Genomic DNA, 25,480 nt, shown 5'->3' on the forward strand with positions numbered 1-25,480 from the left:
GTGGTCGCGGCGGCCTTCAGGAAGCCGGGGAGGCGGGCAGCCGCGGCCCCGCGCCGGCGGCCGGGACGACCAGGCGGTAGCCGACGCCGCGGACCGTCTCGATCAGGGCGGGCATCCGCAGTTTGGCGCGGAGCGAGGCGACATGGACCTCCAGGGTCCGGCCGGTGCCCTCCCAGCTCGTGCGCCACACCTCGCTGATGATCTGCTCCCGGCGGAAGACCACTCCGGGGCGCTGGGCGAGCAGTGCCAGCAGGTCGAACTCCTTGCGGGTGAGCGGGACCGCAAAGCCGTCCACGGACACCTGGCGGGTGGGGAGTTCTACGGTGACCGCGCCCAGCCGCAGCGCCTCGTCCGGGGCGCCCTCCTCGACGGGCTGTTCGGCACCGCCGGGCGCGGTGCGGCGGCTCACCGCATGGATACGGGCCAGCAGCTCACCGGTGTCGTACGGCTTGACGACATAGTCGTCGGCGCCGAGGTTGAGGCCGTGGATGCGCGAGCGCACGTCGGAGCGCGCGGTGACCATGATGACGGGGGTGGCGCAGATCTTGCGGATCCGGCCGCACACCTCGAAGCCGTCCTGGTCGGGCAGCCCGAGGTCGAGCAGCACCACGGCGAACGGCTCCGCATGGTCGGGCAGGAGCGCCTTGAGGGCCTCCTCGCCGTTGCGCGCGTGCACGACGGCGAGGCCGTGCTTGGCGAGCACCGCGGACAGGGCCGCGGCGACATGATCGTCGTCCTCGACGAGCAACAGCCTCATCGGGCCTCCTCTCCGGGTGCGTGTCTACAGGCCACAGGGCATCTACGGTGATGCGAGGCACGCACGTCAAGAGGAGGTCACCTCCCGGCCGCCATCCGTTACCCAGCCGGTACGCCGGCGGCGGCAGACCGTCGTCGCCCTCCGGGTACCCCGCTTGACGCAGAGTGTCCGTTTGCGGCCGGATCGTTATCCTCAAGTTCCCCTCAGAACTGATGACGCTGCTCTCAGGGCGTTACTAGGGTCCTCCCAACCGAGGAGGACGGAGCTACACGCCGATGAGCGAAGTATCGGTGACCAAGAACGCCGAGGGTCCCGCGGCGACTGGGGACCAGCTGGTCGTGCTGGACAACGTGAACAAGCACTTCGGCGCGCTGCACGTGCTCCAGGACATCGACCTGACGATCCACCGCGGCGAAGTCGTCGTCGTGATCGGGCCTTCGGGCTCCGGCAAGTCGACGCTCTGCCGCACGATCAACCGCCTGGAGACCATAGACACCGGCAGCATCACCATCGACGGGAAGCCGTTGCCGCAGGAGGGACGGGAGCTGGCCCGGCTGCGCGCCGACGTGGGCATGGTCTTCCAGTCGTTCAACCTGTTCGCGCACAAGACGGTGCTCGAGAACGTGATGCTGGGGCAGACCAAGGTCCGCAAGACGGACAAGGCCGCCGCCACGGAGAAGGCCCGTGCGCTGCTCGACCGGGTCGGCGTCGGCACCCAGGCGGACAAGTACCCCGCACAGCTCTCCGGTGGTCAGCAGCAGCGGGTGGCGATCGCCCGTGCGCTGGCGATGGACCCGAAGGTGATGCTGTTCGACGAGCCGACGTCCGCGCTGGACCCGGAAATGATCAACGAGGTGCTGGACGTGATGCAGCAGCTCGCCCGGGACGGCATGACGATGATCGTGGTCACCCATGAGATGGGCTTCGCGCGCTCCGCGGCGAACCGGGTCGTCTTCATGGCGGACGGCCGCATCGTCGAAGAGGCCGAGCCGAACCAGTTCTTCAACAACCCGCGCAGCGACCGCGCCAAGGACTTCCTGTCGAAGATCCTCCATCACTGAGGCCGTAGTCGGGCCACCATCATTGCCAACACTTGTTGAACCAAAGGATGTTCACCATGAGGATGCGTAAGACGGCTGCGGCCGGTGCAGTGGTGCTCGCGCTCGCGGCCACGGCGACGGCGTGCGGCGGCGAGAAGGGCACGGCGGGCGACAAGCCGGCCGGCGGTGACGTCTTCAGCGGCACCTACAAGGTCTCGACCCCGAAGATCGACTCGGCGGTGCTGAAGAAGGCGCAGAAGGCCAAGAAGATCGTCGTCGGCGTCAAGGCGGACCAGCCGTTCCTGGGCTTCAAGGACCCGGCCACCGGCAAGTACTCCGGCTTCGACATCGAGATCGCCAAGATGGTCGCGGCCGACCTGGGCTTCTCCACGAAGCAGATCAGCTTCCAGACGGTCGACTCCAACGTCCGTGAGACCACCATCTCGCACGGCCAGGTCGACTACTACGTCGGTACGTACACGATCAACGACGAGCGCAAGAAGCAGGTCGGCTTCGCGGGCCCGTACTACACGGCCGGCGCGGACCTCCTCGTGCGCAAGGACGAGAAGGGCATCACCGGCCCGGACTCGCTCAAGGGCAAGAAGGTCTGCTCCATCGTCGGCTCGACTCCCCTGCAGGAGATCAAGAAGCCGAAGTACGGCGCCAAGACCAACGAGATGTCGAAGTACTCGGACTGCGTGAAGTCCCTGCTCGACGGCCAGGTCGACGCGGTCACCACCGACGACGCGATCCTCAAGGGCTACGCCGCCCAGCGCCCGGAGAAGCTCCGGGTCGTCGGCAAGCCCTTCACCAAGGAGCCCTACGGCGTCGGCATGGACAAGGACGACAAGGCGCTGCGTGACGCGATCACCACCGCCCTGGAGAAGCACATCAAGAACGGCGACTACCAGAAGGCGTACGAAGGCACGCTCGGCAAGTCGGGCTCGAAGTTCGTCGCCCCGCAGACGCCGCTGCCGCGCTACTGAGGCGCCGGCAGCCTCATGACTGCGCCGCCCCGCACGCCCGCCGTGGCCGGGTGTGCGGGGCGCGCTGTCTTCCCCCGCCCCGCGTCCCTCTTCCCGCCGTCGACCTGACCGCAACTGCGGAGACCCCATGAACGTACTCCTCGATCATCTGCCCGAGTTCCGTGACGGGTTCCTCGGAACCCTGGCGATCACTGGGGCCAGTGCGCTGCTGGCTCTGGTACTCGGCGTACTCATAGCCAGCTTCCGGGTCTCTCCGATACCGCCGCTGCGGGCCTTCGGGACGGCCTGGGTGACGCTGCTGCGCAACACGCCGCTGACCCTGCTCTTCCTCGTCGCGGTGTTCGTCGTACCGCAGGTCCTGGTGCCGGGGGCGAGCCCGTTCGTGCTGGCCACGCTGGCACTCGGCTTCTACACCTCGGCGTTCGTGTGCGAGGCGGTGCGCTCCGGCATCAACACCGTGCCGCTGGGGCAGGCCGAGGCCGCCCGCTCGATCGGCATGACCTTCTCGCAGACGCTGCGCCTGATCGTGCTCCCGCAGGCGACCCGCACCGTCCTGTCGCCGCTGAGCAGCATCTTCATCGCCATGACGAAGAACTCCGCGATCGCGGGCGCCTTCAGCGTCGGCGAGATGTTCGGCGTCGCCAAGCTCCTCAGCGACGAGGGCTACGCCATCGCCTGGATCTTCCTCTGGGTCGCCCTCGCCTACCTCGTCATCACCTTCTCCATCAGCGGCCTGTTCCGGCTGCTGGAGCGCCGGCTGGGAGTGGGCCGATGACCGGGCACGACAGGCGGAACGGCATGACGAGGGCGCCACGCACGGGCGCGGCGGAACGAAGTGAGGTAAAGGCATGAGCGGGGCCAGCGTTCTCTACGACGTACCGGGGCCGAGGGCCAAGGTGCGCAACCGCGTCTACATGGTCTTCGGTTCCGTCGCGCTGCTGGCGTTGCTCGCCTTCATCGTGCTGCGGCTGGACGCCAAGGGCCAGTTCGACGCCGCGAAGTGGGACATCTTCAACTACGCGGGGGTGCGCACCAGCATCCGCGACGGCGTGCTCGCCACTCTGCAGGTCTTCGCGATCGCCGCGGTGCTGTCGCTGGTGCTGGGCGTGGTGCTCGCGGTGGCCCGGCTCTCGGACCACAAGCCGGTCCGCTGGGTGGCCACCGGCTTCATCGAGTTCTTCCGCGCCGTCCCCCTGCTGATCACCGTCTACGCGCTGTGGGTGATCATCCTCAGCAACCGGGAGGACCTCGGCTTCTCCGGCAACGAGGCGCAGTTCTGGGCACTGGTCCTCGGGCTGACGGTCTACAACGGCTCGGTGCAGGCCGAGGTGCTGCGGGCCGGCGTCAACTCCGTGCCCAAGGGCCAGAGCGAGGCCGCCTACGCACTGGGCATGAGCAAGACGCAGGTCATGTCGACGGTGCTGATCCCGCAGGCCGTCCGCGCGATGCTGCCGACCATCATCAGCCAGCTCGTGGTGACCCTGAAGGACACGTCCCTCGGCTACATCATCCTGTACGAGGAGCTGCTCTACAACGCCCGTTCGATCAGCACCAACATCATCGTCGACGGTGACGACACCTACGTCCCGGTGCTGATCGTCACCGGCACCATCTACGTCGCGATGTGCCTGGCCCTGTCCGCCCTCGCCAACTGGATCGAGCGGCGCGGCCGCCGGACCAAGACCGGCATCGGCGTCTCCGCCGCCGCCGAGCCGGTGACCGCCACCGACGCCCTGGAGGTCGGCGACGCCGTCCCCACCGCGCCGGGGCAGAAGGAGAACTGACGGGGCGGCGCGGTGGAACCCCTCGTCCCGGACGGCGGCGGTGCCTTTGGCGCCGTCGCCGTCCGGCGTGTGCGGGGACTTGTCGTCCGGGGCCGGCAGCGGGCTTGTCGTCCGACGTGTGCGGGGGCTTGCCTCTGCCGCTCCTCGTTGCGGGCCGGCGCGGCGCGCGAAGTTTCCCGGTCCGGGCCGGCGGCCGTGCGGGGGAGGACGCCGACGCGGCCCCGGACCCGTCGGCGAGCGCCCGGGACGAGCGCCTGTCCCCGCGCCCCCGCGCACGCCTGACGGCCCGGCAGCCGTTCCGCGGCCGAGATGAGACCGTCCGGAGGGGGTGGCATCGTTGCCACCGCCTCCGTCACTTGACGCGAGCGGTCGCAGTGGGTTGCATACGCTGTGTGATCACGCACCGGGCTCCAACTGCCAGTTCCCGCCTGTCCCGTACGCAGCGGCCCGGGGGAGCTGCGCCGTGGACCCGGTGATCGTCGTCGGGGCCGGCCCGGTCGGTCTCTCCCTCTCGCTCGCCCTGACCCGTCTCGGCGTGCCCTGCATCGTCCTCGACGAGAGCACCGGCCAGGAGGACACCCGGCCCGCCCGCACCGCCGTGCTCCGCCAGGACACCGCCGCCTTCGTCGGGCGGCTCGGCTGCGCCGACACCCTGGAGAGCGCCGGCACGCGCTGGACGGCGTGGCGCACGATGCGCCGCCGGCGCCTGGTGGAACGCGTCGCCTTCGCCCCGCAGACCACGGACGGCGCGGCCGCCCCCGCCGCCGTGTCCCCCGTCCATCTCCCGCAGCACGCGCTCACCCGCGCCCTGCGCGCCGCACTCGCCCACGAGAAACTCGCCGAGGTCGTCACCGGCAGCCGGCTCGCCGCCCTCGAACAGGACGAGCACGGCGTCAGCGCCCAGACCCGCGGGCCCAACGCGACGTGGTGGCGCGGGAGTTACCTCATCGGCTGCGACGGTCCGCGCTCGACGGTCCGCAAGCTGCTGGACATCCGCTTCCCCGGCCGTACGGCCGTCGAACGGCACGCGGTGGCCGCGCTGCGCTGCGAGCTCCCCTGGCCCGGCGAGGCACTGCTGCACCGCTCACCGCCCCGGCACGGCGGCGGACCGGGCAACGAGGTCTCCGCCCGTCCGCTGGCCGACGGCGTCTGGCGGCTGGACTGGCTGCTGCCCCCGGGGCGCGAACTGGTCACACCGGACGCCCTGGTCGCCCGGATCCGCGACTCGCTCGCCGGCTGGACCACCGAATCCCCGGCGGACACGGCCGGCGAGAGCGGCCCGGACGGCGGCGGAGCGCCCGCACGGGGACGCGGCCACGCCCGGCTCGTCCCGCCGTACGACCTCCTCGACACCGGCGTGCACACCGTCCACCACCGGCTGGCCCGGCGCTGGCGGCAGGGCCGCGCCTTCCTCGCCGGGGACGCCGCCCACCTGCTGGGCGCACTCGGCACCCAGGGCCTGGACGAGGGGCTGCGGGACGCCGAGAACCTCGCCTGGAAACTGGGGCTGGCCTGGCACCACGGCGCCTCCGAGGTCCTGCTCGACAGCTACCAGGCCGAGCGCCGCGGCGCGGTCGCGGCCCGGCTGCGCGCCGCGGACCAGGCACTTCCGCTGCTGCGCGACGGCCGTTCGGCCCGCTGGCGGACCGTGCTCCCGGGCGCGGTACGCGGCCGCAGCACCCTGCTGACGGACGGCCACCTGGGCCGCGGCCCGCTGGGCGCGCCGCCGGTGTACGCCCGCACTCCCCTCGCGCCGCCCGTCACCGGGGGTCCCGCCGTCGAGACGCTGCCCGGCGCGGCCGTCACGGATGTGCCGGTGACCGCCTCCGACGGCTCGGTCGTCCGGCTGCACGACCGGCTCGGCAAGGGCCTCCTGGCAGTGCTGGTGGCACCCGGCACCGGCGTCTGGGACCGGCGGCACTGGCAGTCGGCGGGTCTGATGCCCCGGCTGTCCGACGCGGTCGAGGCGCTGCCGATGGCCGCCGAGATCCTGGTCACCGAGGCCTATCCCGGCGCGGCCGCCCACTCCGTGCTGCTCGTACGGCCGGACGGCCATCTGGTCACCGCGCTGTCCGGTGTCCGCCCGGCCGAGATGGCCGCCTGCGCGGACGCGGTACGGGGCAGGGCGCACGGTCAGGAGTACGACAGCGAGAGCGAGTACGGCAGCGGACACGGCGCCGAGTACGGCAAGGAGTACGGGCAGGAGGCGACGGCGGGGCGGGGCCGGCGGGCCGAGGGTGTCGGGGGTTCCATGGGGGCCGGGAGCACCGTGGAGGCCGGGAGCACCGTGAGGGCCCGGGACGAGGGGGCCGGTGCGGGTGGCGCCGGCGCGGGCGGCCCCGGGGCGGGCGGCCCCGGCACGGGCGGAGCTGGAGTGGACGGAGCCGGGGCGGCCGGCAGGTCCGAAGGGGTCGGGTCCGGGGAAGGCGGGCCCGGGGAAGCGGGACCCAGGGAAGGGCGGCCCGGAGAAGCCGGACCCAGGGAGGGCGGATCCGGGGAGGCCGGGATCAAGGAAGACCGGCCCTTTGCGGTTGACCCTGTGCGAACGTCCATGTTTCACTCCGAGGATGACTGATCACAGCTCGCGATTCTGGCGGAGGGTCCATCTCGACCTGCTCCGCTACGCGGGCTGCATGTGTCGTCCGTCCTGTTGATCCGCATTTCCTTCCCCGCGCGGCCTGCCCTTCTCCGGCAGCCGCGCCTCTTCGCGATCACCCAGGACGGTTCCCGTGCCCGACGTACGTACCCCTGAGCGCCCTGCTGCCGCCGACCAGGACGGTGGGCCCAGTGCCTCCGCACTTCTCGACTTCGTCCGCCGCATCGCCGCGGACCCCGCACTCATCGCGTCGCTCCCGCTCGACCCCGAAGGCCGTACCTGGATCCGGCTGAACGGGCCGGGCGGCAGCGAGGCATGGCTCATCGGCTGGCCGCCCGGCACCGGCACCGGCTGGCACGACCACGGCGGCTCGCACGGCGCCTTCGCCACGGCCTCGGGCGAGCTGACGGAACAGTCGCTCACCGCTCAACTCCCCACCGAGGGCTGGAAAACGCTGGAGCTCGCCGACGACGTGGACCGTCAGCGCAAACTCAGCGACGGCCGCGGCCGGGCGTTCGGCCCGCACCATGTGCACCAGGTGCTCAACCTCTCCGCGGAGACCCATGCGGTGTCGGTGCACGCCTACTACCCGCCGCTGCCGTTGATGCGCCGCTACAGCCGCAACGGTCCGGTACTGCGGCTCGAAGCGGTCGAGCAGCCGGAGGAGTGGGCATGAGCGCGGTCGACGAACTGCTGGCCCGGGCCCGGCGCGAGCTGGGGCACCGGGCGGACCCCCGGGAGGCCGCCGCCCTCCAGGAGGCCGGCGGGCTGCTGGTGGACATCCGCTACGCCGAGCTGAGGGAGCGCGACGGCCTCATCCCCGGCGCGCTGGTCGTGGAACGCAACGAGCTGGAGTGGCGGCTCGACCCGACCGGCGAGCACCGCGCCCCGGAAGCGACCCATCACGCCCTGCCGGTAGTCGTCGTCTGCAACGAGGGCTACGCATCGACCCTCGCGGCGCTCTCCCTACGCGAACTGGGCCTGCACCGCGCAACCGACCTGGAGGGCGGCTTCCAGGCGTGGCGCAGCGCGGGGTTGCCGGTGGTGTGAGGGGACACGGCAGGGGGCTGGGGGTCGGCAGAACTCCACCGTCTCTCCCCCGCCCCGTCCTCATACCGCGCGTGGCTGCGGCGGACGACCGGCCCGCCCCCGGCACGCAGGCCCCACCGTCCCATCCCGCCCGGCTCCGGCGCCGTGGCGAAGACGATCCGCTGCGGCAGGGTCCGCATCCGTCGCCGCAGTGCCCGTGTGAGCTGCCGTGTCGTGGTGCCGGACGCCTCACGTGTCCGGCAGGTAGTGCTGCTCCAGGAGTTCCGGGTCCTCGCCTTCCTCCTCCAGGGCTCGTTTGACGACCCTGAGGGCCAGGCCCTCCGGGTACCCCTTGCGGGCCAGCATTCCGGCCAGGCGGCGCAGACGCTTTTCGCGGTCCAGGCCTCGGGTGGAGCGCAGTTTGCGGTCGACCAGTTCGCGGGCGGTGGACTCCTCCTGTTCGGAGTCGAGGCGGCCGACGGCCACATCGATGAGGGCAGAGTCCACACCCTTGGTGCGCAGTTCACGGGCCAGCGCGCGGCGGGCCAGGCCGCGCCCGTGGTGGCGGGACTCCACCCAGGCGTCGGCGAAGGCCGCGTCATCGATCAGTCCGACGTCCTCGAAGCGGGAGAGCACCTCCTCCGCGACTTCCTCGGGGATGCCCCGCCGGTGCAGGGCGTCCCCGAGCTGCTTGCGCGTACGCGGGCTCCCGGTGAGCAGGCGCAGGCAGATGGCCCGTGCCTGCTCCTCGGGCGTACGCGGTGGTCCCGACTCGGCCCTCGACGTGTCGGGGCCACCGCTGTCCTCCCGGCCATGACGGCCCCTGCGACCGTGACGGGGCTCGGCGTCGCCGGCAGCGCTGCTGAGGTCGTCCTCGCTGCCCGGCCATTCCGTTCGCCGCGTCATGGCGGGCTAGCTCTTGGCCGCGGCGGCCTTGGAGCCCTTGGCGCCCTTGGCTGCCGGTGCCGGAGCCGGAGCCGCGACAGCCGGTTCGCCGGCCGCCACCGCGGCGTCCGCGCCGGGCTCCGCCGCCGGGTCCTGCGGCTTCACGCCGATACCGAGCTTTTCCTTGATCTTCTTCTCGACCTCGTTGGCGAGATCCGGGTTGTCCTTGAGGAAGTTGCGGGCGTTCTCCTTGCCCTGGCCGAGCTGGTCGCCCTCGTAGGTGTACCAGGCGCCGGACTTGCGGATGAAGCCGTGCTCGACGCCCATGTCGATCAGGCCGCCCTCACGGCTGATGCCCTGGCCGTAGAGGATGTCGAACTCGGCCTGCTTGAAGGGCGGGGAGACCTTGTTCTTGACGACCTTGACGCGGGTGCGGTTGCCGACCGCGTCCGTGCCGTCCTTGAGGGTCTCGATGCGGCGGATGTCGAGGCGCACCGAGGCGTAGAACTTCAGCGCACGGCCACCGGTCGTGGTCTCCGGCGAGCCGAACATCACGCCGATCTTCTCGCGGAGCTGGTTGATGAAGATCGCGGTGGTCTTGGACTGGTTGAGCGCGCTGGTGATCTTGCGCAGTGCCTGGCTCATCAGCCGGGCCTGGAGGCCGACGTGGGAGTCGCCCATCTCGCCCTCGATCTCGGCCCGCGGCACCAGGGCGGCGACGGAGTCGATCACGATGAGGTCGAGCGCGCCGGAGCGGACCAGCATGTCCGTGATCTCCAGGGCCTGCTCGCCGTTGTCCGGCTGGGACAGGATCAGGGAGTCGGTGTCCACACCGAGCTTCTTGGCGTACTCGGGGTCGAGGGCGTGCTCGGCGTCGATGAACGCGACGGAGCCGCCGGCCTTCTGGGCGTTCGCGACGGCGTGCAGGGTCAGGGTCGTCTTACCGGAGGACTCCGGTCCGTAGACCTCGATGACGCGGCCGCGGGGGAGGCCGCCGACGCCGAGCGCGACGTCGAGGGCGGTGGAGCCGGTCGGGATGACCTCGATGGGCTCCCTCGACCGCTCCCCCATGCGCATCACGGCGCCCTTGCCGAATTGCCGTTCAATCTGTGCGAGCGCGGCGTCCAGCGCCTTCTCGCGGTCGGTGCCTGCCATGGGTTCCACCCGATTTGCTTGAGTCGATCGCTTCACGTCCATGACGCTAACGCCTGCCACTGACAATGCGCCCGGACCCGGCTCCGACCTGTGGATAACTTCGCGAAAAGCCCGAGGACACAGGTCGGATCTCCCATAAGAATGGATGTTCGATTTTGGTGTCAAGCGGTACCGCGCGTCGGCGGCGGGTCGCCGCCGGGCCGTCGGGCGGGCCCCTCACGAGCAGTGGTGCACCGCGCTCCGTGGCCCTGCACCTGCCGGGTCAGCGGACGCTCTCGCCGTCCTCCGGGACGCCGCCGGCCGTCTTGCGGTCCTCCAACGGGGCCGAGGGCTGCTCGTCGTGCAAGGTCCGGCGGACGCGGGCCAGCACCCTTGCCCCGCGCTGCCGCCTGCCGCGGACCCGCAGGTCGTCGGTGACCTCGTACCGCTTGACGTACGCGCCGAGGAACGCCTGCAGCGTCGCCGTGGCCGGGATCGCGATCAGTGCGCCCACCGCGCCCATCAGGGCCGTGCCGGCGACGACCGAGCCGAAGGCGACGGCGGGGTGGATGTCCACCGTCTTGGCGGTGATCCGCGGCTGCAGGAGGTAGTTCTCGAACTGCTGGTAGATCACGACGAAACCGAAGACCCACAGGGCGTACCAGGGGTCGACGGTGAACGCGATCAGGATGGGCAGGGCGCCCGCGAGGTAGGTGCCTATGGTCGGGATGAACTGGGAGACCAGGCCCACCCACATGGCCAGTGCCGGGGCGTAGGGCACTTCCAGGATCTGCAGCAGGACGTAGTGCGCGAGGCCGGAGATCAGCGCCATCAGGCCGCGGGAGTAGAGGTAGCCGCCGGTCTTGGCGACGGCGATCTCCCAGGCGCGCAGCACCTCCGCCTGGCGGTGCGGCGGGAGCACGGAGCACAGGGCGCGGCGCAGCCGGGGGCCGTCGGCGGCGAAGTAGAAGGAGAACAGGGCCACCGTCAGCAGGTTGAACAGGCTGCCCAGCACCGTCGCGGAGACGGCCAGGACGTTGTTGGCGCTGTCCTGGACGTACTTCTGCAGCCAGTCGGACTTCAGAAGGTTGTTCTGCACCTCGACCCGCGAGAGGTGGGTGTGCAGGGTGCTGTTGATCCAGCTGATGACGGAGTCCAGATACTGCGGGAACTCCTCCACCATGTTGGCGATCTGGCCGGCGAGCATGGAGCCCAGGAGGGTGAAGAATCCCACCGCGGCGACCAGGATGCTCACGAAGACCAGGCCCGTGGCCAGCCCGCGCCGCATGCCCCGGGCCGCCATCCAGTCGACGGCCGGTTCGATGGCCAGGGCGAGGAAGAAGGCGATCAGCACATTCAGCAGCAGGGTGATCAGCTGGTGGAATCCCCAGGTGGCGAGCTGGAAACAGGCCACCAGGGCGAGCGCGAGCACCATGGCACGCGGCAGCCAGCGCGGCATCCGCGCGTCGGACCGGTACGCGGACCGGTCCTCGCGCCGCCCCTCGGGCAGGCCGGGCCGGTCCTCGGAGCGTGGCACGTCGTTGCTGGTGATCTCATCTGACTCGGGCACGGAGCCAAGTGTCGCGCACGACGACGACATCCCGGGCCCGGCCCCGTGCGCGCAGCCCCCGACACCCGGCCGTCGCGTCCGCTTCCTCCCAGGTCAGAGCCTTGGTCGCGGTCCCGCTCAGCGCTTTTCCTGCGGTACGTCCATCACCGAGCAGACCACCCGCCACACCTCTTTGGCGCTCCATCCCGCGTCCAGCGCCTCGTGCACGGTCCGGCCGCCGAGGTCCGCCATCACATGATCGCGCGCGAAGGAGTCGGCATACGCCGCACCGAAGTGGTCCGCCATCCGCTGCCAGAAGATCGTCAACCGCATGAGTTCCACTCCGTACCCGCTCTGACCTGCATGTTCCCTGCCCGTACGCCCCGTGCGCCCCGAAGGGCGGTGCCGAGGAGCGCGCCTCCCTGTGGAATCAAGCATCCCTGGTGGCGCGAGCCGGTGCGCCCCTCGCCCATGACGCAGGGGGAGGGACGCAGGGTAAGGAGAGTAAGGCCCGGGGCGGCATGCCGGGGCGGGCATCCCGGGGACGAAGCAGAAAAGGGGGAAAGGGGAGCAGTCGGAGCGGCCGGAGTACGGAAATCTACGGGGCGATCTCCGGGCCTGAAGAATGAGGCCCCGAAGAACGGTCCCCCAATTCCCGGAGATTTCCGTTGCCCCGGATACCGCCTTTCCGGGTGCCGGCCCGGCCGTCGCCCCCGTGGAAGGACCGCTCACACGCGGGTGGGGACCGGACATCGGTGTCCGGTCCCCACCCGCGTGATGAGGGTGTCGTGCGTAAATTCACCAGCGATACCACCGGCCCCGCTTGCCGCCGGCGCCCGCCGAGCGCAGCACGAATCCCAGCAGCCACACGGCGAGCACGATGACCGCCACGATCCACAGGGCCTTCAAGGCGAACCCGGCGCCGAAGAGAAGCAGTGCGAGAAGGAGTACGAGAAGAAGGGGAACCATATTTATCAACCTCCGAGGCATCGTGTGCCCCGCGGAATTCCGGTCAACCTTTTGAATTTACGTGTTTCTTACGCGGTTTCCGGGGCATCAGGACCGGCCCGTCCGCGGCAAGACCCATGACCGTGCCCCTCTGCACTGCCCGGACCACCCTTTCCCGCAGTATCCGACGCACGCTCAATTCCCTTGCGGAATGCGGGTGGTGGAGCGGAAGGAGAGCGAACCGGCCCGGAGCAACCCGGGCCCGGGCCCGAAACCGGACCCGATCCCTGGGCGCCCCGGGCCCGTTCGCCCGCTACACGTGCCAGCTCAGCGTCCCGGTCTGGGACGACAGCACCACGACCAGCGCGATGTCGAGGGCGCCGAACGCCAGGCCCAGACACGCGCGCAGGCGGCGGACGGTGCCCCGGTAGAGGGCCGCGGCGCCGAGAAGCAGGGCGCAGGGGCCGAGGAGGATGTTGAACACCAGGACGCCCAGCAGTCCGCAGACGAATGCGGCGACGGCCATGCGGTCGGCCTGGGGGTGCGGTCCGGTCCTGAGCGGTATCCGGGTGGAGGTCATCGGCCGCCTCCCTTCGCCGCCTTACGGCGTTCCTTGGTGAAGAAGACCGCCAGCCAGGCCAGGATGGCGAGGCCGGCGACGACGGTGACGGGTACGGGGACGTGGCCTGCGGTTCCCATCAGGACACCGAAGAGGAACAGCGCTACGACCAGGAAGAGCATGATGCACCTTTCCCATACGTGGGACGGCAAGGAGGCGGCGAGCCGTCGTGGGCTCCCACTGCGTCTTTGCGGTGCCGCTTGGGCCCGCGTACCCCGGCAGGACGCCCGACGAACCCGACTCACCGGTCCCCGCTCGTGCACGAGGGGATCGGTCCGGCGATGGCCGAGCCCATCCGGGACATCGCCCCCCGAGACACTGCGGCGGATCGGGGCGCTGCCCGGCCAGGAGCCGGAAGGGAGCCCCGGGGTGGGCGGCCGGCCGGGCCGAGGGGACCGAACCCGGCCGAACCAGGTGGCAGGAACCAGGTGGCAGCAACCTGATGCCAGGTGTCCCCTACGGCTTGCCGAACCAGTCGACGCACAACACCAGGGAGTCGTCCAGGGGTTCCGCGGCACGGAATTCGGCCAGGTCACGGAGCACGGCGCGCGGCACGGTGGCGGCCGGCAGGAGCATGCTGGCGTGCAGGGCCCGGGCCAGGGCGCGCTGTGCGTACCCCTCCCCCTGTGGCGAGACCGCCGCGTACACCCCGTCGCTGACGATGAGGAGCCGGTCCCCGGGCAGCACCTCGAACTCCTTCGCCACGTAGTGGGTCTCCTCGAACATGCCCAGCGGCATCTGGGGATCGAGGTCGATCAGCTCGACCGTCCTGCCCCGCATCCGCCACAACTGCGGCGAGCCCGCGTCCACGGCCTGCACCCGGCCGGTCGCGAGATCGAACCGCAGCAGCAGGCTGGAGACGTGCGCGGTGCCGCGGTACTGGGCGTAGAGCGCCTGGTCGGCCAGGGCCGCCTGGTCCTCGAGGCCGATGCCGGCCCGGCGGGCGTTGCGCAGGGCGTTGACGGCGAGGTGGGTGAGCAGGGCGGCGTTGACGCCGGTGCCCATGCCGTCGGTGACGGCGAGGGTCAGCTCGTCGGCGTCCGAGGCCCAGTCGTAGTTGTCGCCGTGGATGGCGTAGGCCGGCTCCAGTTGGGCGCCGATGGCGTATTCGGCGGCGGTACAGGCCCGGGCCGGCAGGAGCTGCCACTGCATCTCGGCGGCGAGGGTGAGCCGGCTGATGCGCCGTGCCCGCTGGTAGACGTCGGTGTCGCGCTCGGCCACCAGGAGTTCGTGGCCGAGCAGATCGGCCGCGTGGACGAGGGCGTCGACCGTGTGCGGAACGGACCGTTCGACGGGCAGCCGCACGGTGAGGATGCCGGTGCGCTCGCCGCGGACCGACACCGGCAGGTGGTGTTCGACCACGTCGCCCTGCCGGACCTGCCGGCGGGGCTCCTGGCTCCCGAAGGCCCTGCCCTCGGCGCTGTTCGCCACCGGGACCGCGGCGCCGGGCGTGCCCAGCGCGTCGAAGGGGGTGAGCGCCGTCGCCCCGTAGTCGGCGAGCAGCAGTTGCACGGAGAGCGCTCCGTACGATGCGGTGAGCACCTCACGGAGCGTGTCCACCAGAGCATGCGGGGCCGACGCCCGCAGCGCTCGTTCTACATCACAGCGTTGAGTCACGGTCTCTCAGGATTCTTCGTCCACGGACGACGCAAAGGCGGGGCCGACGGGGTCCGCGCCGGATGACAGAGTGGCCGGGTGCCCCCTTCCACTGGCTCGCCGCCTTCCCGCGGGCGCGCGAGTGCGGCCGCCCGCGCTCCGGGCCGCCGGGGCGCTGCGGGGCGGGGCCGGAAGAGGTCCCGCCGGGCGGAGGTCTTGCCGTCACAACTGCGGGCCCTCGGGCTGACCGGGCACCACGAAGACGTCGCGCGCGGGGAGACGGCGGCCGTCGCACACCGTGCGGCGGGATGCGAAGCGTTCCACTCGCCGGCGTCCTCCCCCTCTTGCTGATGAGGGTGACGGCCCACTCGTCGTCGGCGGCCACGCTCGTGTGTCTGACAGCGCGTAGCGGGTCTCAGGCCGCTTCTCGTTCCCCGGCCGCGCCGGGCGCGGCCGTCTTGCCAGGTGTCGAGAACAGATTGTTGCCTTACGGTGAATGTTGTCAAACGGCAACTATCGCTTCTATCCTTGGTGGTGCCGTACCCCGAGGACCTGTCCCCTCACGACGCGTCACCCCTACAGCGAGGTTCATCGTGCTGTCCCAGCCCCATGGCGGCCGGCCCATACGTATCGACACACGACAGGACCGCGGGGCGGTGATCCTCTCCGTGACGGGACCGCTCGACCTGGACAGCGTCGCGCCGCTCGACGAGGCACTCCAGCGGGTGGCGCAGGACGGCGCCGAGCAGGTCGTCGTCGACCTGTCGGCCGTCACCTTCGCGGACTCCAGCACGATCAACGTCCTGATCCGGGCGTACGACGCCCTGGGCCCCGCCCTGCGTCTCGCGGCACCCTCCGCCGTTCTGGAGCGGCTCTTCGCGCTCACCGGTCTCGACACGGTGCTGCCGCTGTACCGGGCGGTCGAAGCGGCTCTCGACGCCTGAGCTTCAGCTCCGCTCGGCCCCCATGGCGGCGACCGCGAGGACCAGTTCGCCCAGCGCCGCCACCAGCGCGCCCCGCTGGTCGGCCGGCATCCGGCGCAGCACCGCGGCCATCCGGTCCACCCGGGTCCGGCGGAAGCGGTCCAGGAACGCGCGGCCCTCCGGGCTCAGTTGCAGCCCGATCGCGCGGCGGTCGGCGGCCGTCGGGCGGCGGAGCAGCAGACCGGCGGACTCCAATGCGGCGCACACCCGGCTGGCGCGCGGCAGACCGAGGCCCGCGGCGGCGGCGACGCTGGTGAGGTTCCGCCCCGGGCGGGCCGAGACCACGGCCAGCACCTTCAGGCCGTGCGGGGTGAGCCGTGGTTCCACCGGTGCGGCCGCGTCCCGCATCAGGGCGGCGATCGCCTCGCCGGCGGCGGCCAGTTGTTCCGCCGCCTCGCGCAGTGTGTCCGCCGGCCCTTCGGCGCTGTGGCGTTGCATGGACGCATCCCGTTCCCGCGGTCCGACGACGGCTGTGGCGCACCCTGCGGGCATGGCCGGGCGGCATCCGCATGCGCGCGCTCCCCTGTGCCCTGCCCGCTTCTCCCCCGGCCACACGGCGACACGCACGTCAACGGCCGTGTGCCGGGCGGCCCTTCAGCGCGCAAGGGCGGCATGCACGATCTTGCCGCCGCCGGGGCGGGGCCGGATGGTGACCTCGCGGGCGAGGGTGCACACCATGGGCCACCCGAAGCCGCCCCCGCGGCCGGTCAGGTCGGGGCTGCGCCCCTCCGGCCGGGCGGGACTGGGGTCCTCGACCTGGACCTGGATGCTCTCGTGGTCCGCGGTCAGGCGCAGCGCGGTGACGGCACCGGCGTGCCGCAGCGCGTTGGTGACGAGTTCGGAGACCAGCAGGAGCAGGTTCTGGGTGGTCCGGGCGGCCGGTGCCGGGTGGAGCAGGTCGGCGAAACTCCGGGCGAAGTCCCGGGCGTCCGCCGCCGTTCCCGGCTGGCAGGCGCCCTGCGCCGGCTGGTATGAGGGGTCGTCCGTCGCAAGCGAGTGGTGCATAGGCTTTTTCACCCCGGTGAGTGGAACTCCTCGTTCGGCTGGTGTGCGGCAAGCGTCATCAGGTGTTCGTGAGGCGTGTACCCAACAGAACCCCGGCGGAACGGGACAGTTGGCGTGTCCGGCCCCCGGGCCGGTCATCCCCCGGCATGCGTGCCCGCCCCCGGGGCGTCCCGCCGGGCCCGGCGGACGGCGAGGGCCAGGGTGTCGTCCGAGTGCAGGATGACGGTGTGCATGTCCTCCGCGACGGCACCGGGGATTTCGCCGACCGGCCGGCGGGCGTGGGCCCGGGCGCTCTTGACCAGCCGCGCCTCGCCCTCGATGGGGTCGCGCCGGCTCTCGGTCAGGCCGTCGGTGTAGAGCATCAGCAGGTCGCCCTCGTGGAGCGTGGCCTCCCGCACGGCCTCGCTGCCCGGCAGCGGGAACCCGATGCCCCGGCCGCGGACCTCCAGGTACTCGGAGGTTCCGTCGGCCCGCAGCAGCAGGGCCGGCGGATGGCTGCCGTTGGCCAGGCGCAGTGCGCCGGTTTCGGGGTGGATACGGGCGAGCAGCACCGTCGCCATGATCTCCGGGTCGAACGGGGCGAGGATGTCATGGGTGTGGGCGACGATGGATTCGAGCGGGTGACCCTCCAGCGCCAGGGTGCGCACGGCGTGGGTGACGTTGAGCGCGCTGCGGGTGCTGCGCACACCATGTCCCAGGGCGTCGACGACGGTGATGTGCACGGTGCCGTCGGGAAGGCAGAGCCAGTCGTAGAAGTCGCCGCCCGTGGGGGCGTCGGTGTCGGCGGGCTCGTAGTGGACGGCGAACTCCAGGCCGTCGACGGTGATCGGCGAGGGACGCAGGGCGTCCTCCAGCTCGCGCAGGATCTGGCCGTGGGCCCGTCGCAGCTGTTCGTCCCGCTCCTCCAGCTGGACGTAGAGGGCGAGCACCCCGCTGTTGGTCTCGGCGAGTTCGTCCTTGAGGCGGTGCAGCTCCATGGTGAGGGTGTCCACCCGGGAGAGCGCGGCGGCGAGGTCGCCTTCGAGCGCCGCGAGCTGTGCCTCGTACACCTCCGCGGTCTCCGTCTCGCGCGCACGTCCCTGGAGGGGCACCGCGCCGCGCGGGGCGGGAGCGGGCGGCGCGGCCTCCGGCGCCGCGCCGAGCGGCAGGTGCCAGGCGACCACGCCGTCGGACGTGGCCCGGCCCGGCAGCGGGAGGTGGGCCGGGCTCGGCGGCGCCGGCGTCGGTCCGGCGTGCAGGGTGACGGCCAGCAGCGTGCTGCCGCCCGGAGCGGCCTGCTCGGCGGCCTCCAGGCGGACCGGGCCGCCGGCGCTCAGGGCTGCGCCGGCCACCTCGGCCACGGAGAGCACCAGGCGCCCCCCGGTGCGGGAGGGAAGCCGGTGCGCCTCGCAGATCCGCCGTACGGCGCGGCGGAGGGCCGGCAGGTCATGGAAGGTGTGGGGGTTCACGGAAGTCTCTGGCGGGGACGGGCGGCGAGCACGGTCGCATCGTCGCGGGGCAGGCGGTGACTGTGGACGAGGGACGCCACGAGCAGTGGCGGGGGCAGGCGGTGCACGAAGGCCGAGGGCGCCTGGGCCCAGCGGTGGTCGATGCCGTCGGAGTGGAGCAGCACCGTGCCGCCGGGCGGTACGGGGAAGGTGCGCACATGCGGCGGCGTCATGTTCAGCCCGGCGATGCCCGGCTGACCGCTCAGGCGGTGGCCCAGGTCGAGCGGCGTCAGCGTCACCACGCGGACGTTGCCGACCCCGCAGTACTCCGCCTGCCCGGAGTGCAGCCGCAGCAGGCCGACGGCCGCCCCGCGGGTGCGCCGCAGCGCCCGGTGGAGACCCGAGAGGAGCTCCGGCAGGGGGCTGTCGGGGCCGCGGTGGAAGGACCGCAGGGCCACCTGGGCGGCCTCGGCGGCCTGCGGGCCGTGGCCGAGGCCGTCCACGACGAGTGCGGTGCGCACGGGGCCGTGGTCGACGACGGCGCAGGCGTCGCCGCTGTCCTGTTCGCGGTCCGCCGGGACGCAGAGGGCGCCCACCTCCTGGTCGGCCGCGGCCTTCTCGTCGGGCGCGGTGAGGCGGGCGCAGACGAGGGTCCCGGCCCCGGGCCGGGTGCGGATGGTGAGGGTGGTGGCTATCCGCTTCACGGCTCCCAGGCCGGCACCGAGGGTGTTGTTGGTGGTGTAGCCGTCCGCGAGGCACTGCTGCAGCTCGCCGATGCCGGGCCCGTGGTCGGCGGCGAGGATCTCCATGCCGCCGCCCAGCGGCAGGGCCTGGATGAACAGCGCGCCGTTGGTCGCGTGATTGGCCAGATTGCTGGCCAGCTCCGAGGCGATGACCGCGGCCCGGTCGGGCAGCGCACCCGGCAGACCACACTGCCCGGCGACCGACCGGGCTGTTTCGGCGGCCAGGTGTACGGCGCTGTAGTGGTCCACCGCGACGTGCGCCGTCGGCCGGTTGCGGGGGAGCGTCAACGACTCGCCCATCGCGTGGCGATCACCGTCGTGCCCTGCCCGGGCGCGGAGCGGACGTCGAAGTCGTTCATCAGCCGCCGGGCGCCGCCCAGGCCGTGGCCGAGGCCGGCGCCGGTGGTGAAGCCGTCGGCCAGCGCGGCGCCGATGTCCGCGATGCCGGGTCCGTCGTCGGTGATCGTCAGCCGGAGCCCGGCGGTGCCGCGTGCCATGAGGTGGTCGATGGTCACCGTGCCCCCTCCGCCGTGGATGTAGGCGTTGCGTGCCAGTTCACTGGCCGCGGTGACCACCCGCGTCTGGTCGACGATGCTGAAGCCGGCCCGTACAGTGGCCGCCCGCACGGCGTGACGGACGGTCAGCAGGTCTTCCTCGGTCCGCACCTGGTGCACCGATGTACTGCCCTCCGCCTCGGCGACGTCTCGGACGACCGTGCCGAGGCCCGACGCGTGGTCGCTACTCCGTGCGGAACTCACGCAGCACCCCTCCGGAAGGCTGCAGGCTCTGGTGCCAGCCCAGCGCGGCCATGCCCTGCTCGGCGTTGAGCGCCGTCTCCACCCCGGTCAGCTGCAGCCCCAGCTCGACCAGGGTGATGGCGACCGGCGGCCGCATCCCGGCGACGATCACCCGGGCACCCAGCAGCCGCGCCATGGTGGTCAGCTCCATCAAAGTACGGGCCACGAAGGAATCGACGATTTCCAGCCGGGAGATGTCGATGAGGACACCGCGTGCCCGGTCGCTGGTGATGCGGGCGGTGAGTTCCTCGGTGAAGGCCACCGCCGACTTGTCGTCGAGCTCGTTGAGGAGCCCGGTGACCAGCACGTCGCCCAGTCGCAGGATCGGCACACCGGCCGAGGCGGGGACGTTCACCGCTGCGCCAGGGGTGCGGCCTGCGAGGGCGCCGCGTCGGTGAGCTTCACGGCCTCTCCGAGGGCGTCGGCCAGGGTGGCCCGGGTCATGATGGTCGACAGGTCGATGCCGAGCTGGGCGATCGTCTGGGCGATCGGCGGCCGGATCCCGCTGATGATGCAGTCGGCGCCCATGAGACGCACCGCGTTGACGGTGTGCATCAGGTGCTGGGCGACGGCCGTGTCGACGGTGGGCACACCGGTGATGTCGATGATGGCGACCAGCGCCTCGTGCTCCTGGATGGCCTGGAGCACGTTCTCCATCACCACCTGGGTGCGCGCGGTGTCGAGGGTGCCGATCAGCGGGACGGCCAGGACCTGGCGCCACAGCCTGACGACCGGGGTGGAGACCTCCAGCAGCTGCTGGCTCTGCCGGCGGATGATCTCCTCCCGGCCCTCCACGAAGATCTCGAAGGACAGGGCGCCGGCGCTGTCCAGCAGCCGGTTGATCAGCACCGCGCTGTGGAAGAGGTCCTCGCCGTCGCGGGTGTGCCGCTGGACGGCCTTGAGCAGGGCCTCCTTCAGCGACAGCACGGCGAGCGAGGTCGCGGTGGGCGAGACGCCTCGGCGGGCACGCCGCAGGGAGATCTCGGAGACCGCCTGGTGGATCTCCTCGTGGGAGCTGACCACGTGTTCCACCGGCAGACCGCGGTCCAGGCCGGAGAGCAGGGCGCTGAGCAGCCCGTCGGCCTCCTCGCCCAGCTCGGCCTCGGTCACCTCTCCGTCCATCCCCGGCTGCGCCAGCTGCAACTTCACCCAGCGGTCCGAGATCTCGTCGGCTTCTTCACGCAGCACGTTCGTGACGCGCTCGCGTGCGGCAACTTCTGCGGATCCCAACTCATCGTCCTTTCGGTTCGTCCGGCCCGGATGACTGCGTCGGGCGGGTCCGCCCTGCGGTTGCGGCCGGGCCGGTCCGCACACCGTTAACAGTTGTCGCCCGGCAAATGTTAGCGAGCACGATCAAGGCCCGGTACCCGCGGCCCCGCGCATCACCCGCCGGCGGCCGAGCACCGCCCGGCAGCCGGATTCGTGCGTTCGGCGCCCTTCACCGCCCCGGCCACCGAGTATCCCGGGACGACCGGCGACGGGCCGGTCCGCCACCGTCGGCACCCGCCGGGCGGAGGGCACCACAATGGTCCACGGACATCACTGATCGTCGCCGAACCAGTCAAGACAGAGCACCAAAGCATCATCCAAGGACTCCGCATCACGGTATTCGGCCACGTCACGCAGCATGGCACGCGGCACCATCGCCGCCGGCAGCAGACTCGTGGCGTGGATCGCCCGGGCCAGCGCCCGCTCGGCATACCGCTCCCCCAGCGGCGACAGCGTCTCGTACACCCCGTCGCTCACGAAGATCAGCCGGTCGCCGGGGGCGACCGCGAACTCCTGCGGCACGTAATGCGACTCCTCGAACATGCCCAGGGGCAGCTGGGCGTCGAGCGCCACCCGCTCGATCGACTTCCCGCGCATCCGCCACAGCTGCGGCGAGCCCGCGTCGATGACCTGCGCCCGTCCCGTCGCGCGCTCGATGCGCAGCAGCAGCGTCGAGACATGGGACGCGCCCCGGTAGTGGTCGTAGACGGCCTGGTCGGCCAGCGCCGCCTGGTCCGCCAGGTCCACCCCCGCCCGGCGGGCGTTGCGCAGGGCGTTCACCGCGAGGTGGGTCAGCAGCGAGGCCTCGATGCCCTCGCCCATGCCGTTGGTGACGGTGAGCAGCAGCTGGTCCGCGTCCGAGGTCCAGTCGAAATTGTCGCCGTGCACGGCGTAGGCGGGCTCCAGCTGGGCCCCGAGCGCGAACCTCGCCTCGGTGTACGCCCGGGCCGGCAGCAGCTGCCACTGCATCTCGGCGGCCAGGGTGAGGCGGCTGGCCCGGCGCGCCCGCTGGTAGAGGTCCGTGTCGCGCTCGGCGACGAGGATCTCCCGGCCGAGGAGGTCCGCCACGTACCGGAGTTCGTCGAGGACCTCCGGTGCGCCGCGGTCGTCCGGGAGCCTGACCGTCAGGATCCCGATCCGGTCGCCGCGCACCGTCACCGGGAGGTGGTGGTCGGTCTCGTCCCCGCGCGGCACCTGCTGCTCGCGGGGCTCCTGGCTCCCCAGGGCCCGCCCCTCCGGACTGCCGGAGACGGGCAGCGACTGCGCGCCGCTCTCCTCGGAGTCGCAGGATCGGAGCACCGTCCCGCCGTAGTCCGTCAGGAACAGGCGCACCGCACGGGCGCCGTAGGCGGTGGTGAGGGCGTCGCGCAGGGTGCCGACCAGCTCGTGCGGTGCCGCGGCACGCAGAGCTGTCTCCACTTCGAGGCGTTGGTTCATGGTGTGGCGGACACCCTTCGTCCGGGCTCAAGGGCAGGGTCGGTCTGACAAGGGCACGCACAGGGTGACAGAGTGTTCGTGTGTCCCGTTTCACCGGTCGGCCCCATTCCCACGAGCGCGCGAGCGCGGCGGCCCTCGCGACTTCCGAGTTGCTCGAGGTGCTGTGGGGACGCGGACAGGAAGCGGCACGCTCGGCGGAGGTCTCGCTCTCCCAGCTGCGCGCTCTCCTGGTGATCGAACGCCGCGAGGGCACGAATCTGCGCACCCTGGCCGAGGCGCTCGGCTCGCGGCCGCCGGCGGTCAGCAGGCTCTGCGACCGTCTGGAGGCCATGGGCCTGGCGGAGCGCGGCCCCAGCGCGACCAGCCGGCGGGAGGTCGAACTCCGGCTGAGCCTGCGCGGCCGGGTGCTGCTGGAGCAGTACCGCGCGGCGCGCAGCCGGGAGGTCACGGCCACCCTCGACCGCATGGAACCCGCCGACGTCGCCCGCCTCGCGGCCGGCCTGGAGGCGTTCCACGCGGCATCCGCCCGGCTCGCCGCCGACGAGGAGGGCGCCGCCTCCCCGGGCGGCGACGTCGCCGACAGCGCCTAGCACCGGCCCGTCCCCGCCGCTGCCGTGCCGTCGCGCCACCGGGCGCCGGCCCGCGCGCGGCCGGCCGGGCACCCGGTGCGTCGCCCGGCCCGCCGCCGGCGCGGGGCCGGCGTGCCCCGCCGCAAGATCCGTCAACCGCATGCCCTCAGTATCCCGCCCTGGGAGGGCAGCGGGCGCGAGCCGGTGCCGCGGGGGGATTTCCGCCCTACGGTCGGGCCATGGCCGACAACGTAAGTCTTCCTTCGACCCCCCTGGCGCGTGCCGAGCGCTTCGTCTGGCTGACCGCGCGGGTGCTCGAACAGCGGCTTTTCGCCTACCACTTCCTCGGCGGCGGGGCCGACCCGGTCGAGACCGCGCTCGCCGCGTACCGCAACGACGACGACGGCTTCGGGCACGCCCTGGAGCCCGACCTCCGCGGCCCGGTCAGCCAGCCGCTGCACACCGCCCACGCCCTGCGGGTCCTCGACCTGATCGGGCGCTGCGACGGCCGTCAGGTGGAGCGGATCTGCCGCTACCTGACGAAGATCTCCACCCTCGACGGGGCGCTGCCCGCGGTGCACCCCTCGCAGCGCGGCTATCCGGCCGCGCCCTGGATCCCGGTGGCCGACGACCCGCCGAGCGCGCTGCTGGCCACCGGGCCCGTGGTGGGCGTGCTGCACCGCAACGAGGTCTGGCACGCCTGGCTGTTCCGGGCCACGGACTACTGCTGGGCGGCCGTGGAGTCGCTGACCGGGACCCATCCCTACGAGGTCGAGGCGGCGGTGGCCTTCCTGGACGGCGCCCCGGACCGGCCGCGGGCAGCCGCGGCGGCGCGGCGGCTCGGCCGGCTGGTGCGCGAGCAGCAGCTGGTGCTGCTGGACCCCGAGCGGGCCGCGGACGTCCCGGTGGCGGAGGGGTACGCCCCCGGGGAGCACCACTTCGCGTACGACTTCGCCCCCGCGCCCGGTTCCCTGGCCCGCGACTGGTTCACCGACGAGGAGATGGACCGGGCGCTGGACCATCTCTCCGCGCTCCAGCAGGAGGACGGCGGCTGGCCGGTCACCTGGCGGGTGTGGGCGCCGGGGTCGGCGCTGGAGAGCCGCCCGATGGTGACGCTCAAGGCGCTGCTGGCCCTGCGGGCGTACGGGCGCCGCCTTACCTGAGCCTCACCCTCCCAGGGCCCGCACCCCCGCGGTGACGGCCACGGCGACGCCGATGACCAGCAGGAACGGCGCCCGGAGCGCCAGCGCGACGGCCGCGGCCGCCACCCCGGCGGCCTTGGCGTCGAGCACCAGGTGCGGGCCGTCGCCGAACGTCTGCTGGGCGGTGAGCGCGGCCAGCAGGGCGACCGGCAGCAGCGCGGCCAGCCGCTTGACGAGGGGGCGCTCCAGGACGCCGGCGGGCGCCGACAGGCCGAGGTACTTGACCAGGTAGCAGCCGGCGGCGGTGACGGCGATCGCGATCCAGACGGTCATGCCCGGTCCTCCCCGGCGGCGTCGCGGGGTCCGGCGGTCGTGTCCCGGGGCGCGGACGGCGCGGCGGCAGCGGCCCGGCCGGCCCCGCGCCGTGCCGCTCCCGCCCGCTCCCGCCGCCCCTGTACGAGGAGGACGGCGGGGGCGGCGAGGGCGGAGACCAGCACGGGGACGCCGGTGGGCAGCAGCGGCAGCGTGACCATGACCAGCACCACGGCGAGGCCGGCCGCGGCCCGCTCGACACCGTCCTTGAGCATCGGCGCGAGCAGCGCCACGAAGACCGCGGGAGCGGCCGCGTCCAGCCCCCAGGCGTCGGTGTCGCCGAGCGCCCCGGCGCCCAGGGCACCGACGAGGGTGGTGAGGTTCCACAGGGTGTAGAGGGTGAGCCCGGTGACGGTGAAGCCCAGCCGGGCGGTGCGCCGGTCGGGCTGGGCCAGGGCGACGGCGGAGGTCTCGTCGATGATCCAGTGGGCGGCGAGGGGCCTGATCCGTGCCCGGTAGCCGAGGACGGCGGACAGCCGCAGCCCGTAGAAGGCGTTGCGGGCGCCCAGGAAGAAGGCACCGGCCGCGGCGGTGAACGGGTTGCCGCCCGCCGCCAGCGCCCCGACCAGGGCGAACTGGGAGGCGCCGGTGAACACCAGCAGGCTCAGCGCGCAGGTCTGCAGGAGGCCGAGCCCGGCGCCGGCCGAGGTCACGCCGAAGGCGAATCCGGAGAGGCCGACGGCGACGCCGACGCCGAGCGCGTCCCTGATGACGGCGGAGTCGGGTTTCGCGGGCCGGGTCGGCGGCGCGGCGGCCGGCGGGGCGGTGCGTATCTCTGTCTGTTCTGCCACGCCTCGGACGGTAGGGGCCCGC

At 72.3% G+C, this 25,480-nt stretch carries 30 protein-coding genes; 11 read left to right on the forward strand and 19 right to left on the reverse strand.

The features are described from left to right. Positions 1–16: 16 nt before the first annotated feature. Complete coding sequence (locus tag AB0411_RS26085; RefSeq protein WP_366419706.1) at positions 17–757, reverse strand: response regulator transcription factor; 741 nt, start codon at positions 755–757, stop codon at positions 17–19. A gap of 275 nt (positions 758–1,032) precedes the next feature. Between AB0411_RS26085 and AB0411_RS26090 the strand changes: the two genes are divergently transcribed. The 8 genes from AB0411_RS26090 to AB0411_RS26125 all read left to right on the forward strand — a co-directional run bounded on the left by AB0411_RS26090 (position 1,033) and on the right by AB0411_RS26125 (position 8,213). After that, a complete protein-coding gene (locus tag AB0411_RS26090) occupies positions 1,033–1,818 on the forward strand; it encodes an amino acid ABC transporter ATP-binding protein (RefSeq protein WP_366419707.1) in 786 nt (261 codons plus the stop codon). Between the two features lie 56 nt (positions 1,819–1,874). Next, positions 1,875–2,783, forward strand: coding sequence for a glutamate ABC transporter substrate-binding protein (locus tag AB0411_RS26095; RefSeq protein ID WP_366419708.1), 909 nt, complete (start codon positions 1,875–1,877; stop codon positions 2,781–2,783). A gap of 127 nt (positions 2,784–2,910) precedes the next feature. After that, positions 2,911–3,558: an amino acid ABC transporter permease gene (locus AB0411_RS26100; RefSeq protein WP_260635468.1), complete on the forward strand. Its 648-nt coding sequence runs from the start codon at positions 2,911–2,913 to the stop codon at positions 3,556–3,558. 73 nt (positions 3,559–3,631) lie between these two features. Next, a complete protein-coding gene (locus AB0411_RS26105; RefSeq protein ID WP_366419709.1) occupies positions 3,632–4,567 on the forward strand; it encodes an amino acid ABC transporter permease in 936 nt (311 codons plus the stop codon). Positions 4,568–5,030: 463 nt separating this feature from the next. Beyond that, entirely contained in the window at positions 5,031–7,142 is a 2,112-nt protein-coding gene (locus AB0411_RS26110) for an FAD-dependent monooxygenase (RefSeq protein WP_366419710.1), read from the forward strand. Next, positions 7,135–7,221 (forward strand): putative leader peptide, encoded by an 87-nt coding sequence (locus AB0411_RS26115; RefSeq protein WP_311624691.1) that lies wholly within the window; start codon positions 7,135–7,137, stop codon positions 7,219–7,221. The genes AB0411_RS26110 and AB0411_RS26115 overlap by 8 nt, the downstream gene beginning before the upstream one ends. 75 nt (positions 7,222–7,296) lie before the next feature. Further along, positions 7,297–7,839: a cysteine dioxygenase gene (locus AB0411_RS26120; RefSeq protein ID WP_366419711.1), complete on the forward strand. Its 543-nt coding sequence runs from the start codon at positions 7,297–7,299 to the stop codon at positions 7,837–7,839. Then, a complete protein-coding gene (locus AB0411_RS26125; RefSeq protein ID WP_366419712.1) occupies positions 7,836–8,213 on the forward strand; it encodes a rhodanese-like domain-containing protein in 378 nt (125 codons plus the stop codon). Before AB0411_RS26120 ends, AB0411_RS26125 begins: the two co-directional genes overlap by 4 nt. 228 nt (positions 8,214–8,441) lie before the next feature. On the opposite strand, the gene recX is transcribed toward AB0411_RS26125, so the two are convergent. The 8 genes from recX to AB0411_RS26165 all read right to left on the reverse strand — a co-directional run bounded on the left by recX (position 8,442) and on the right by AB0411_RS26165 (position 14,944). Continuing rightward, positions 8,442–9,098 carry a recombination regulator RecX gene (recX, locus tag AB0411_RS26130; protein ID WP_366419713.1) on the reverse strand — a complete coding sequence of 219 codons (657 nt, stop codon included), beginning with the start codon at positions 9,096–9,098 and terminating at the stop codon, positions 8,442–8,444. A gap of 6 nt (positions 9,099–9,104) precedes the next feature. Beyond that, a complete protein-coding gene (recA, locus tag AB0411_RS26135) occupies positions 9,105–10,232 on the reverse strand; it encodes a recombinase RecA (RefSeq protein WP_366419714.1) in 1,128 nt (375 codons plus the stop codon). Positions 10,233–10,494: 262 nt separating this feature from the next. Continuing rightward, entirely contained in the window at positions 10,495–11,781 is a 1,287-nt protein-coding gene (locus tag AB0411_RS26140) for an AI-2E family transporter (protein WP_437043382.1), read from the reverse strand. 117 nt (positions 11,782–11,898) lie between these two features. After that, positions 11,899–12,093, reverse strand: coding sequence for a DUF3046 domain-containing protein (locus tag AB0411_RS26145; protein WP_366419715.1), 195 nt, complete (start codon positions 12,091–12,093; stop codon positions 11,899–11,901). Positions 12,094–12,558: 465 nt separating this feature from the next. After that, positions 12,559–12,729, reverse strand: coding sequence for a hydrophobic protein (locus AB0411_RS26150; protein ID WP_086716166.1), 171 nt, complete (start codon positions 12,727–12,729; stop codon positions 12,559–12,561). 292 nt (positions 12,730–13,021) lie between these two features. Beyond that, on the reverse strand, positions 13,022–13,288 hold the full coding sequence (locus tag AB0411_RS26155) for a DUF4190 domain-containing protein (RefSeq protein WP_366419716.1): 267 nt from the start codon (positions 13,286–13,288) through the stop codon (positions 13,022–13,024). Beyond that, positions 13,285–13,449, reverse strand: coding sequence for a hypothetical protein (locus AB0411_RS26160; protein WP_366419717.1), 165 nt, complete (start codon positions 13,447–13,449; stop codon positions 13,285–13,287). The genes AB0411_RS26155 and AB0411_RS26160 overlap by 4 nt, the downstream gene beginning before the upstream one ends. Before the next feature lie 334 nt (positions 13,450–13,783). Then, the gene (locus AB0411_RS26165) at positions 13,784–14,944 is read right to left on the reverse strand and encodes a PP2C family protein-serine/threonine phosphatase (protein WP_366419718.1); all 1,161 of its coding nucleotides are present in this window, start codon (positions 14,942–14,944) and stop codon (positions 13,784–13,786) included. 572 nt (positions 14,945–15,516) lie between these two features. Here AB0411_RS26165 and AB0411_RS26170 point away from each other — a divergent pair. Next, on the forward strand, positions 15,517–15,867 hold the full coding sequence (locus AB0411_RS26170; RefSeq protein WP_366419719.1) for an STAS domain-containing protein: 351 nt from the start codon (positions 15,517–15,519) through the stop codon (positions 15,865–15,867). Between the two features lie 3 nt (positions 15,868–15,870). Here the strand turns inward: AB0411_RS26170 and AB0411_RS26175 are convergent, their stop codons facing one another. The 8 genes from AB0411_RS26175 to AB0411_RS26210 form a co-directional block, all read right to left on the reverse strand. After that, positions 15,871–16,344 (reverse strand): MarR family winged helix-turn-helix transcriptional regulator, encoded by a 474-nt coding sequence (locus AB0411_RS26175; protein WP_366419720.1) that lies wholly within the window; start codon positions 16,342–16,344, stop codon positions 15,871–15,873. Positions 16,345–16,500: 156 nt separating this feature from the next. Further along, complete coding sequence (locus AB0411_RS26180; RefSeq protein ID WP_366419721.1) at positions 16,501–16,911, reverse strand: ATP-binding protein; 411 nt, start codon at positions 16,909–16,911, stop codon at positions 16,501–16,503. Positions 16,912–17,045: 134 nt separating this feature from the next. Continuing rightward, the gene (locus AB0411_RS26185; protein ID WP_366419722.1) at positions 17,046–18,359 is read right to left on the reverse strand and encodes a PP2C family protein-serine/threonine phosphatase; all 1,314 of its coding nucleotides are present in this window, start codon (positions 18,357–18,359) and stop codon (positions 17,046–17,048) included. Next, positions 18,356–19,381, reverse strand: a complete 1,026-nt coding sequence (locus AB0411_RS26190; RefSeq protein WP_366419723.1) for a SpoIIE family protein phosphatase — start codon at positions 19,379–19,381, stop codon at positions 18,356–18,358. The genes AB0411_RS26185 and AB0411_RS26190 overlap by 4 nt, the downstream gene beginning before the upstream one ends. Beyond that, positions 19,366–19,839 carry an ATP-binding protein gene (locus AB0411_RS26195; RefSeq protein ID WP_366419724.1) on the reverse strand — a complete coding sequence of 158 codons (474 nt, stop codon included), beginning with the start codon at positions 19,837–19,839 and terminating at the stop codon, positions 19,366–19,368. The genes AB0411_RS26190 and AB0411_RS26195 overlap by 16 nt, the downstream gene beginning before the upstream one ends. Beyond that, positions 19,820–20,233 carry an STAS domain-containing protein gene (locus AB0411_RS26200; RefSeq protein ID WP_086716184.1) on the reverse strand — a complete coding sequence of 138 codons (414 nt, stop codon included), beginning with the start codon at positions 20,231–20,233 and terminating at the stop codon, positions 19,820–19,822. Before AB0411_RS26200 ends, AB0411_RS26195 begins: the two co-directional genes overlap by 20 nt. Then, positions 20,230–21,108, reverse strand: coding sequence for an STAS domain-containing protein (locus tag AB0411_RS26205; RefSeq protein WP_366419725.1), 879 nt, complete (start codon positions 21,106–21,108; stop codon positions 20,230–20,232). The genes AB0411_RS26200 and AB0411_RS26205 overlap by 4 nt, the downstream gene beginning before the upstream one ends. Before the next feature lie 309 nt (positions 21,109–21,417). Further along, on the reverse strand, positions 21,418–22,584 hold the full coding sequence (locus AB0411_RS26210; RefSeq protein ID WP_366419726.1) for a PP2C family protein-serine/threonine phosphatase: 1,167 nt from the start codon (positions 22,582–22,584) through the stop codon (positions 21,418–21,420). Between the two features lie 80 nt (positions 22,585–22,664). Between AB0411_RS26210 and AB0411_RS26215 the strand changes: the two genes are divergently transcribed. Then, a complete protein-coding gene (locus AB0411_RS26215; RefSeq protein ID WP_366419727.1) occupies positions 22,665–23,174 on the forward strand; it encodes a MarR family winged helix-turn-helix transcriptional regulator in 510 nt (169 codons plus the stop codon). 218 nt (positions 23,175–23,392) lie between these two features. Beyond that, positions 23,393–24,316 (forward strand): hypothetical protein, encoded by a 924-nt coding sequence (locus AB0411_RS26220; protein WP_366419728.1) that lies wholly within the window; start codon positions 23,393–23,395, stop codon positions 24,314–24,316. A 3-nt stretch (positions 24,317–24,319) separates the two neighbouring features. Here the strand turns inward: AB0411_RS26220 and AB0411_RS26225 are convergent, their stop codons facing one another. Both AB0411_RS26225 and AB0411_RS26230 read right to left on the reverse strand, forming a co-directional pair. Continuing rightward, positions 24,320–24,628, reverse strand: a complete 309-nt coding sequence (locus tag AB0411_RS26225; protein WP_366419729.1) for an AzlD domain-containing protein — start codon at positions 24,626–24,628, stop codon at positions 24,320–24,322. Beyond that, complete coding sequence (locus AB0411_RS26230) at positions 24,625–25,458, reverse strand: AzlC family ABC transporter permease (protein ID WP_366419730.1); 834 nt, start codon at positions 25,456–25,458, stop codon at positions 24,625–24,627. The genes AB0411_RS26225 and AB0411_RS26230 overlap by 4 nt, the downstream gene beginning before the upstream one ends. Positions 25,459–25,480: the final 22 nt, after the last annotated feature.

The organism is Streptomyces angustmyceticus (genome assembly GCF_040701845.1).
Taxonomy (GTDB): domain Bacteria; phylum Actinomycetota; class Actinomycetes; order Streptomycetales; family Streptomycetaceae; genus Streptomyces; species Streptomyces angustmyceticus_A.